Genomic DNA, 302 nt, shown 5'->3' with positions numbered 1-302 from the left:
CGCCTGTCGGCGGCGGGTTGTGTAAAAGGGTTGTGGGAAAAGGTTGTAGGAAAAGGTTCTAAAGTCTACCGCCCGCTTTGCGGGCGATGGTTCTTAGGTTTGACAGCGGCCTTTGGCCGCTGAGGGTTGTGGTATCGCCCTTACGGGCGATGAGTATTATAATGCCGCCTTTCGGCGGTCACGTCCACATCGAGTATCATAATCATTCTTCCCCTCGTACATCCCTTCGCCACTTCGTGGCCCTCTTCCCCGAAAGGGGACGCAAGAACGTTACGGGATTTACTTTCAGTATCATATGGCAT

Origin of the sequence: Dialister sp. UBA1703 (assembly GCA_002320515.1) — a bacterium.
In the GTDB taxonomy this organism is placed as follows: domain Bacteria; phylum Bacillota; class Negativicutes; order Veillonellales; family Dialisteraceae; genus Dialister.
Note: the sequence above shows the minus strand (reverse complement) of the source record.